7 protein-coding genes are annotated in these 8,727 nt (G+C 62.3%); 1 reads left to right on the forward strand and 6 read right to left on the reverse strand.

The window, feature by feature from the left end:
- Window positions 1-3 precede the first annotated feature (3 nt).
- The 6 genes from GIW28_RS26165 to GIW28_RS26190 form a co-directional block, all read right to left on the reverse strand.
- Window positions 4-1,284, reverse strand: a complete 1,281-nt coding sequence (locus GIW28_RS26165) for a type II and III secretion system protein family protein (protein ID WP_138449212.1) — start codon at window positions 1,282-1,284, stop codon at window positions 4-6.
- Window positions 1,281-3,419 (reverse strand): type III secretion system export apparatus subunit SctV, encoded by a 2,139-nt coding sequence (sctV, locus tag GIW28_RS26170; RefSeq protein ID WP_017137567.1) that lies wholly within the window; start codon window positions 3,417-3,419, stop codon window positions 1,281-1,283. The genes GIW28_RS26165 and sctV overlap by 4 nt, the downstream gene beginning before the upstream one ends.
- Window positions 3,416-3,751, reverse strand: coding sequence for a tetratricopeptide repeat protein (locus GIW28_RS26175; protein WP_017137566.1), 336 nt, complete (start codon window positions 3,749-3,751; stop codon window positions 3,416-3,418). Before GIW28_RS26175 ends, sctV begins: the two co-directional genes overlap by 4 nt.
- Window positions 3,751-4,107 carry a hypothetical protein gene (locus GIW28_RS26180; protein ID WP_017137565.1) on the reverse strand — a complete coding sequence of 119 codons (357 nt, stop codon included), beginning with the start codon at window positions 4,105-4,107 and terminating at the stop codon, window positions 3,751-3,753. Before GIW28_RS26180 ends, GIW28_RS26175 begins: the two co-directional genes overlap by 1 nt.
- Before the next feature lie 172 nt (window positions 4,108-4,279).
- A complete protein-coding gene (locus GIW28_RS26185) occupies window positions 4,280-5,164 on the reverse strand; it encodes a SctD/MshK family protein (protein WP_236447760.1) in 885 nt (294 codons plus the stop codon).
- A gap of 85 nt (window positions 5,165-5,249) precedes the next feature.
- Entirely contained in the window at window positions 5,250-5,411 is a 162-nt protein-coding gene (locus GIW28_RS26190) for a hypothetical protein (protein ID WP_016969018.1), read from the reverse strand.
- Window positions 5,412-6,020: 609 nt separating this feature from the next.
- On the opposite strand from GIW28_RS26190, the gene GIW28_RS26195 reads away from it, so the two are divergent.
- Window positions 6,021-8,727 (forward strand): type III effector HrpK domain-containing protein (locus GIW28_RS26195; protein WP_236490432.1); only part of this gene is annotated, 2,707 nt, incomplete at its 3' end.

The following is an 8,727-nucleotide window of genomic DNA, read 5'->3' on the forward strand; positions in this document are numbered from 1 at the left end:
TAGTCAATTCATGTAGAAACCGAACGCCCCGCCGCTGCGCGGTCCGCTGGCTGCGGCGGTGGTCGGTAAGGCGTCCAGGGGCGTGGCCAGACCGCGACCGCGTACCGGCTCGACCAGGTACGGGGTAATCAGGATCACCAGTTCGGTTTCATTGCGTTGGAAGCGCTTGGAGCGAAACAGGTTGCCGAGGATCGGCAGGTCGCCCAGCAATGGCAGTTTTTCGATGTCCTGGCTGCTCTCGCGCTGGAACAACCCGGCGATGGCGAACGTCTGCCCACTGCCGACTTCCACCCGCGTGTCGGCGCGGCGCACGCTGAAGGACGGCACATGGAAATTGCCGAAGTCCACAGTGCCGCCGCTGACCACGCTGCTGACTTCCGGGCGCACTTGCAGGGCGATGCGCCCGTTAGGCAGCAAGGTCGGGTTGAACAACAACGACACACCGAAGGACTTGTATTCGATGCCCACCAGGTCGCGGTTGACCGGCACCGGGATCGCCACTTCGCCACCAGCGAGGAAGCTCGCGGTCTGGCCGGTCATGGCGGTGATATTCGGCTCGGCCAGGATCTGCAAGATGCCATTGGCTTGCAGCGCATCGAGCATGCCATCGATATTCACATTGCCGGAACCGGTGCCCGCCGTCGCCAAGCCACCGGCCGTCGCTGCCGCCAATGGGCCGCCCGTGATCAGGCCGAAGGAAAACGTGCCGTTATTGAACATCGCGTTCCAGTTCACGCCGTAGTGCAGCAACTCGGAACGCGACACTTCGGCAAAGCGCACCCGCAGGTTCACCTGGGCGGCACCGGCATATTCGCTGGTGTTGATCGCGCTCTGGAAACCTTGGCCCTGAGGGTTGAGCAGCGCGTTGAGGTCGGTGGCCTCGGCCACCGAACCGAGCGTGCCCTTGGCAATCAGGCGGTTGCCGGCGCCGCTTATCTGCGCACCGTTGCCGGGGTGCAGGGTCTGCATCGGCGTGGTCACCGCCTGGCTGTCACTGCTGACCGAAAGCGTCAGGCTGGCCAGTTGTTTGCCGTCGTTGCCCAGGGCTATCAGGCTGGTGTTGCCCGGCGCCTTGCCGAAGATATAGATAGTGCCGGGCGACACCACTTGCAGGTCGGCCACATTGGGTTCGGCCACCAGCACCGAATCCACTGGCGCCACGAAATGCAAAATGCGCCCTTCACCGGACGCCAGGTTGATCGAGCCGCCAGCACCTCGGGCAATGTCCTGGGCCTGACTGGCACACGCAATCAAAGCGAGTAACAACACACAAAAACGCATCATGAGGCAGACGCCAGGGGAGTGACAGAAGCCGCAGCAGGCGCGCGGCGATTGGAAATATCGGTGAGGCTGATGGTCACCAGCGCTTGCAGGTTGTACTCGGTGGCCAATTCGCGGAACGACAGCACCGCCAGTTCCAGCTCGCCGCGCAGTACCAGGCGACGCAAGCTGCGGCGCAGTTCCGGGTGCACCAGCAACACGGCGCTGTTGGCCTCACGGGTGTTCTCGCAAGCCTGACGCAGTTGCGCAAGCAAGGCGCGGCTGACGTCTTCGGGGATCAACTCGCGCTGCGGCTCCTGGCGACGCAAGGACGCACGAAGCTGGTCTTCCAGGCCCGGCGCCAGTACCAGTGCGCCGATCACCCGGTTGCGATCCGCATACTGATGACTGATCTGCCGCGCCAGCGCTGCACGCAAATGCTCAGCCAGGCGCCCGGCATCAGTTTCACGCGCGCCCCACTCCACCATGGCTTCGAGCAAGGCGCGCTGGTTGCGGATCGACACGCCTTCGCCGACCAGCAAGCGCAGGGTTTCGGCCACGCGTTGCAGCGGCACCAAGCGCAGGGCCTCTTTGACCAGTTCGCCGTAAGTGGCTTCGGTGCGCTCGAGCAACAGACGGGTTTCCTGGATGCCGAGGAAGTCCGCGGCATAGCGGCGCAGGCTGCGTTCCAGCACACCGCGCAGCACTTCGTCAGGCAGCAAAAAGCCGATGCCGGCATTGCGCAAGGTGTCTTCGTGCTGACGCTCGATCCAGTGCGCAGGGCGGCCATTGAGCGGCGAATCGGCTTGTACGGTAGCGATATCGAGCAACTGCACATGCACCGGGTCGTCCTGCAACAGCAGGCAGTTGATCGGCAATTCGCCCTCGCTCACCGGCACGCCTTCCAAAGACACGCGAAAACTGCCCGGCGTGGCCTTGGCTTCCATGTAGATGCCTGGCACTGGTACGTCCACGCCAAGCTCGGTGCGAATGTCGTGACACAGCGCTTCGACACGCTGGCGCAGCATCTGGCGCGGCGCGCTTTGGGACAGGCCGCTGCCGAGGGTCAGCAGTACACGGGTGTCGGGCAGCAGGTTGTCATCCTGTTCGACCGGCACCTCGACCACCGGCTCAGGTGCTTGCACCAACGCTTCAAGTTCACCCTGGGGCTGACGGGCCTGCCGGCGATACATCAAAAATGCCGCACTGCCAAAGGCTAAGGACAAACCGATAAATACCCAGGTCGGAAAACCCGGCAGCAGGCTTACGCCGATCATGATCAGCGCCGTCAGGCCCAGCGCACGGTAGCTGGCGCCCAGTTGCTTGATGATCTCGCTGCCCAGGTCGCCGGCCTCGCCGTCGCTGTTGACGCGCGTCACGACAGTGCCCGCCGCGACTGAAATCAACAGCGCCGGGATCTGGGCGATCAGGCCGTCACCCACGGTCAGCAGCGAATAGGTGTGCACCGCCACGCCGAACGGCATGTCGCGTTCGAGCATGCCGATCAGCATGCCGCCCAGCAGGTTGACCGCGAGGATCACCAGCCCTGCGATGGCGTCGCCTTTGACGAACTTCATCGCGCCGTCCATTGCGCCGAACATCTGGCTTTCCCGCTCCAGGCGCGAGCGCCGACGGCGGGCTTCGGCCTGGTCGATATCGCCATTGCGCAGGTCGTTGTCGATGCTCATCTGCTTGCCGGGCATGGCGTCCAGGGTAAAGCGCGCCGCCACTTCCGCGACGCGCTCGGCACCTTTGGTGATAACCACGAACTGCGCCACGGTGATGATCAGGAACACCACCATGCCGACCACCACTTGCCCGGCAATCACGAAGTCACCGAACGCCTTGACGATATGCCCGGCGTCACCGTGCAGCAGAATCAGGCGCGTGGTGGTGATCGACAGCGACAGGCGAAACAAGGTGCTGAGCAGAATCAGCGGCGGCAGCGCAGAGAACTCCACGGAGTGGCCGATGTAGAACGCTACGATCAGGATCAGGATGCTCAGGGCAATATTGAGGCCGATCAGCATGTCCACCAGGTAGGTGGGCAGCGGGATGATCATCATCACAATCGCCATCAGCATAAACGCGACGATGATCACGTCAGTGCGCTGCGCAGCCATGCGCGCCACATTGTTCAGACGATTGAGTACGCTCATGGGTTGGCCCTGCGTGCGGCTAAGTAGCGTTTGAAGCACTGGCGCGCTTCGTCCTTGCGCTCGCCGTACCACAGCGCACGCGCGCGCAGCAGCAACAGGCTGGCGGACTCACCTTCCAGCGCCACCAGGCGGTCGAGGGCGCCGAGTGCCCGCGTGGCATCGCCACTGTCGGTGAACGCCAGCACCAGCGCGCGCAACAGCACGCAGTCGTGGGGCGCGACACTGACGGCAATCAGCAACATCACCAGCGCGCGCTGGGACTGACCATTGCGCCGGTACAGCTCGCCAATGCCCTTGAGCAGTTGCACGGCGTCCTCGTTATCGCGGGCCATCAGGCATGCACCTGTGAGCGCTGCTGGTCGAGGTTGCGGCGCATCTCTATCTCTTCGCTGATCAGGTCATGGGCCAGGGCCTTGATCTCGGGCTCAGCGTCCAGGCTCGGCAGGATGTGTTCCATCACATGCTCCAACAGCTCCAGGGAACGCGCGCTGCCGAACAGCAGGGAGTCCACCCCGGCGGCGCTGGTGAGGGCTTCGAGGTCGCTGCGCAGCGAGCGGCGGGTTTGGGTCTTGCGGGTCTTGAGCACCGCTTCGAAGGCGGTGGCCTGGCGTGAATTGACCGGGTGAATCGCTTCGATAGGCGCGCTGCGCACATCACTGGGAATTAACGGGCGGGGTTCGACTTTCATGCCGGGGCCTGTTGATCGTTCTCACGCTCTGCGTGGGCATGCATCCTGTGACGCTCTGCGTCACCTTGCGCAGGGGTCACGCATTGCGCTGATTTCAGGACGCGGAGCGTCCGGGGCGGCATTACCACGCAGAGCGTGGGAACGATCATGTGTATACGTCCCATAGACCGACTCATAAGGTGAAGGTAAAGCGCTCATCGCCACGGGCGAGGATCACTTGGTTGTTCTCGATGCGTTCCAGCACCCAGTTGTCCGCCAGCGCAGCGCCGGGGTACAGGCGCTTGCCGCTGTCATTGATCACGTAGGGGTGGGCGCCGAACCACACGGCCTGGAAGCGCACGCGTGGGCTCGCGGCATCGGCACGCGCGGCAACGCGGGGGTTGAGCACGATCTGCTGGCCGTAGCGCTGGTCGAAGGCTTGTTGCAGGGCCAGCCATTGAGGCTTTTGTGACTGTTCGAAACTGCCCTCGGCGCTGAGCTGGCCGTTGCTGTTGGTGACGCTCACCGCATCCAGGCGGGCGGCTTGCAACTGTTGCTCCAGCCAGGCTTTGGCCTGTTCGCGAGACGGCTGTTTAATCGCCGGCACATCGACCACTGCCGCCGCCTGCGCCAACGGCGGGTCACTGCGAAAGGCCAGTGCCCCTGCACAGATAAACAGCAAGCCGAGCGCGACAATCCAAGGCGTTAATCTGCGCGGAGCGCGGGAGGGTTGCTCTGCCTCTTCAGGCAGCGCCAGGCTCACACCGGCGGTGCCGATGCGCAGTTGCAAAGGCAGTCGCGCGCGATGGCCATTGCCCCGGGGAATTCGCACAGTGCCGGCGACCAGCACCTCACCGCCCAAGGCTTCGACCGCCACATGGCCGCCCTCAAAACGCAGGCGCAGGTGCAGGCCGGCGATACCGGGGTCGCTGAGCACAAGGTCGGCCGCGAGGTCCGCGCCGATGGTGTAGACAGGCTGATCAAGCACCAGGGAACTGCCCTGGTGCAAACCGGCGGTCACAGTGAGGGTCGGTGCGCCAGTCGCAGCCACCGGCCCCAAAGAAATCAAGGCTGTCATGTGTGGGTTTGCCCCCTTGAAAATGTGCAACGGGGTCAAGAATCAGCAGGTAAACGGGCAGCGCCAGCGCCGCCCGTTTGGCAAATCAGTTCTGCGGACGCTGTTTGGTGGCGTCGAGCTCAGCTTTTTTCGCGGTGCTGATTTCGGTGATCTTGGCCGACTTCTCGATAGCCATGTTGAAGGTCGCTTCCATCTTCGCGATAGCGTCGTCGGCGCCGCCGGCTTTTACTGGTGGGACATCAGCCATGTTCATCTCCTTGCATCGATAGGGAAGTTATTCAGTTGCGCAACAGCAAGCTGAAAGTATGCAAACCCGGTAAATGCCCAAAACGTCAGACAGTGAGCGTTCGAACCGTCGTTGGTTTGCATGGGGGCCATACTACTCACGAACAAAACGCCTTCGTTGTGAAAGCTTGTGAAACGTTTCGGCTACAAGGTGTGAATTGTTTGGCTCAACCCGGCGTTGAAAAAAACTCATGCCGGTTCGCCCGCGGAACTTTTAGCGAAACATTCAAACAAGGCCAAAGCCCCTTATTACGCGGCGTTGCACGCACACCCCGACATTCTCTTGAACAATAGGCGGCAGGTTTACAGCGTAAAAACGCGCAGTCCGTCACGACGTCGACGTCTTTTTTGTATCGACTTCACATTTTTCGCTAATAGCCTTCTGCCCAACTTCGCAGATATTTCCATTTGTAACAAAAGCGACTTACTCATCGCGTTTCATAGCTCGGCGCGAGCGACCTTAATGCTCGCGGGCAACTAATTTCCTGCGCCTGATTAGTACAGATGCACTAATAGCTAAATAGTCAGTGTGCAGGCCCTGATATATGAAACAACTTCCAGGTGAGCATGTATGCCAGCGATCCCAAGTAGTCGTGACCCTGCGCAAACACCGGGCACAGACGGCTCGCAGAAAAAATTCGAAACCGCGTTGTACACCGCCGTCAACCAGCCGACCTTCGACCCGTCGAAGATCCGCGGCCCGTCGATCCCACTGCCCTATCAAAACGTTCAGGCGCCGGTGAACAACAGCATCACCTACACACCGTTGGGCAGCGACAAGCCAGTCACTCTCAAGCAGAGCGACAACCCGCGTCTCTACGAAACACTGGTCAACCAGTACAACACCCAACAGAACGATGCGAGCTTCGAAAAAAACCTCAGTGACAGTAAAGCGGCCGGCTACACCCATGCCGATGCGAGCACCGTGGCGCCGGGGCTGGGCAACTACACGGCCATCGGCAGCCCGACTGAACTCGGCCCCGGGCTGATCCGCTATGAGACCGCCTCGGGTGACAAGGTGGTGGTCAGCCAGAAAGACACGCCGCAGCTGTTCGATCAGGTCAGTGGCGACTTCACCAAGCTGTCGGCGATCAATGCCAGCGGCGCCGAAGGCTATCGCCTGGCCGGTGCCAACGAGAGCATCGACCCAGCCACCCATATCGGCCCGCCCGAGGAAGTCGGGCCAAGGTTGATCCGCTACCAGACCGCGTCCGGCGACAAAGTGATCGTGTCCCAGGACATCACCCCTGCCCTGTACGACCAAGTGGCCAAGCTTTACGCCGGCACTACTGGAGCGGCAGGCGCCTGCGATACTTCGTGGGTCGACAACTCGTCGTTCGGCGTGTCCGGCGCCAAGGACTGGAACAGCATCACTGGCAACACCAGCACGACACCGACCAAAGAAGAACTCGACCTGAACCGCCCGCGCGCCGCCGCACAATTGCTCTCGCAGAACTGGGACGCCTGGGGCCTGCACGGCGCGCCGATCGACTTTGCCAACCCGCCGACCAGCTTGCCGCCCCAGGCTCAGGCCGTGCTCAAGTACGTGGCCAGCAGCCCGAACCTGATGGCCGCGCTGGACAGCGGTGGTCGCGGCAAAGCCGACAATGTGATTACCCATTCCGACGTTGACCATTTCATCAGCAACACCAACAGCGATATCGGCGCGGCGGCGAAGTCCTATGGCAGCTTTATGGGCAGCCACCCAGGCGACTTGGCCAAGGCCAACGCCAAGTCCGCCGCCATCGTGATGGCCAACGAAAGCCTGGTCGCCAGTTCCGGCACCGCCATGCGCCCAGGTGACAACCAGCGCAGCAACGACGGCATGATCCGCCCCGATAACCTGCAAGCCCTGGGCAGTGATTCGGCCTTGAGCAACGAGCTGACCGGCGCTGCAGCAATGTGGTCGCGCCCCGGCCTGTTCCACGCCCTGGAAACCGGCGGTGACAACCCCGCCACCGGCAAATCCGACAACATCGGCACCCGCGACAACATCGGTGCGTGGCTGGAGAAACAGGCGCCGAAAACCGACAGTGACACCCTGACCTTCCTCGACGGCGCCGCCACCCGCGATGCCGTCGCCGGTGTGGATACCTCCAAGCTCACCGCCGATATCCTTGCCAACCCGCAGAACTACACCGGCGAACAAAAAGCCGCCGTGATGGTGCAACTGACCGATGCACAAACGCGCCTGCTGGTCAGCGACTACGTCGGCAACGCAGGCTTGATGGACAAGTACACCTCGCCCAACTGGGGCCTGAACCCCAACGAAGACAAGATCAAGGCGCAGCTGCAAAGCGGCATCGAGACCCTGTCGGCAGACCCGGATGTGCAAAGCTTCCTGCAGAACAATCGCGGCCCCGCGCTCAGGGATATCGTTAGCAGCGACCCGAGCATGAAGGTCGCGATGCAGAACTACGTTGAAGGTGGCATCGAGTCGGGCAAAAACCTCAACGACAACCTCAATGCCAAGGACCAGAACGGCAAACAGATCGACATGGGCATGGGCCTGCAAAACGCCACCAACGACGCGACGATCGCCAACCTCGCACTGGGGGGCAACGGCCATGTGGACCTGACCAAGGTGGCGGCCAACGCCGGGCAAAGTGACGCGATCCTCAGCTACTACAAGAACCAGCTGGTGACCGGCAAAGCCTTCACCGATGCGGTAGCCGGTGGCCTGGACCCGACCGTAGCGGCCAGCAGTTTCGCCGCCAGCACCGCGTCGGCCCAGGCCTTTCTGGGTGACAAGGCCACGGCGGATGACGCGGCGACCTTGCAGGTCAACTTCAACGAAAACCTCGGCGATGCGTTGCTCGGCGGTGCGACCACCGACACGTTGAACGTCACGCTCGGCGATGGCAACGGCAACTTCGACGACGCCAAAGTCACCGCTGCGATCAACGACGCGCAGCAAAAAGACCCCGAGACGTTCACCACCTCCGACGGCGGCAAGATCGACCCGGCACAGGTGGTGTCGATGCTGCGGTCGGTATGGGACATCGGCCGTCAGGGCAACAAGATTGCCGATGCCTTGCCCAAGGCTATCGAAGGTATGAAATTCGGGGATGTCAGCCCGGCGTTCAAGCAAGGCCTGCTGCACATTGGCAGCGCGGTGTTGATGAGCGGCGTGCTGATGGCGCGTTCGGCCAGCGGCAGCACCACCCCGGTGGCGGATGCCAACCGCGTATCGGCGGGCCTGCAATTTGCCGGGTTGCTGCTCGAAGGCGGGACCAAATACGCCAAGGAAGCCGGCTATGGCGTCACCTGGGTCAACC

The sequence above is a fragment of the Pseudomonas sp. PA-5-4B genome, assembly GCF_021606215.1.
Classification (GTDB): domain Bacteria; phylum Pseudomonadota; class Gammaproteobacteria; order Pseudomonadales; family Pseudomonadaceae; genus Aquipseudomonas; species Aquipseudomonas edaphica.

Bases quoted from the DNA above. Each gene is read 5' to 3' on its own strand.
- GIW28_RS26165 (WP_138449212.1), bottom strand. From the start codon at position 1,284: ATGATGCGTTTTTGTGTGTTGTTACTCGCTTTGATTGCGTGTGCCAGT.
- sctV (WP_017137567.1), bottom strand. From the start codon at position 3,419: ATGAGCGTACTCAATCGTCTGAACAATGTGGCGCGCATGGCTGCGCAG.
- GIW28_RS26180 (WP_017137565.1), bottom strand. From the start codon at position 4,107: ATGAAAGTCGAACCCCGCCCGTTAATTCCCAGTGATGTGCGCAGCGCG.
- GIW28_RS26175 (WP_017137566.1), bottom strand. From the start codon at position 3,751: ATGGCCCGCGATAACGAGGACGCCGTGCAACTGCTCAAGGGCATTGGC.
- GIW28_RS26185 (WP_236447760.1), bottom strand. From the start codon at position 5,164: ATGACAGCCTTGATTTCTTTGGGGCCGGTGGCTGCGACTGGCGCACCG.
- GIW28_RS26190 (WP_016969018.1), bottom strand. From the start codon at position 5,411: ATGGCTGATGTCCCACCAGTAAAAGCCGGCGGCGCCGACGACGCTATC.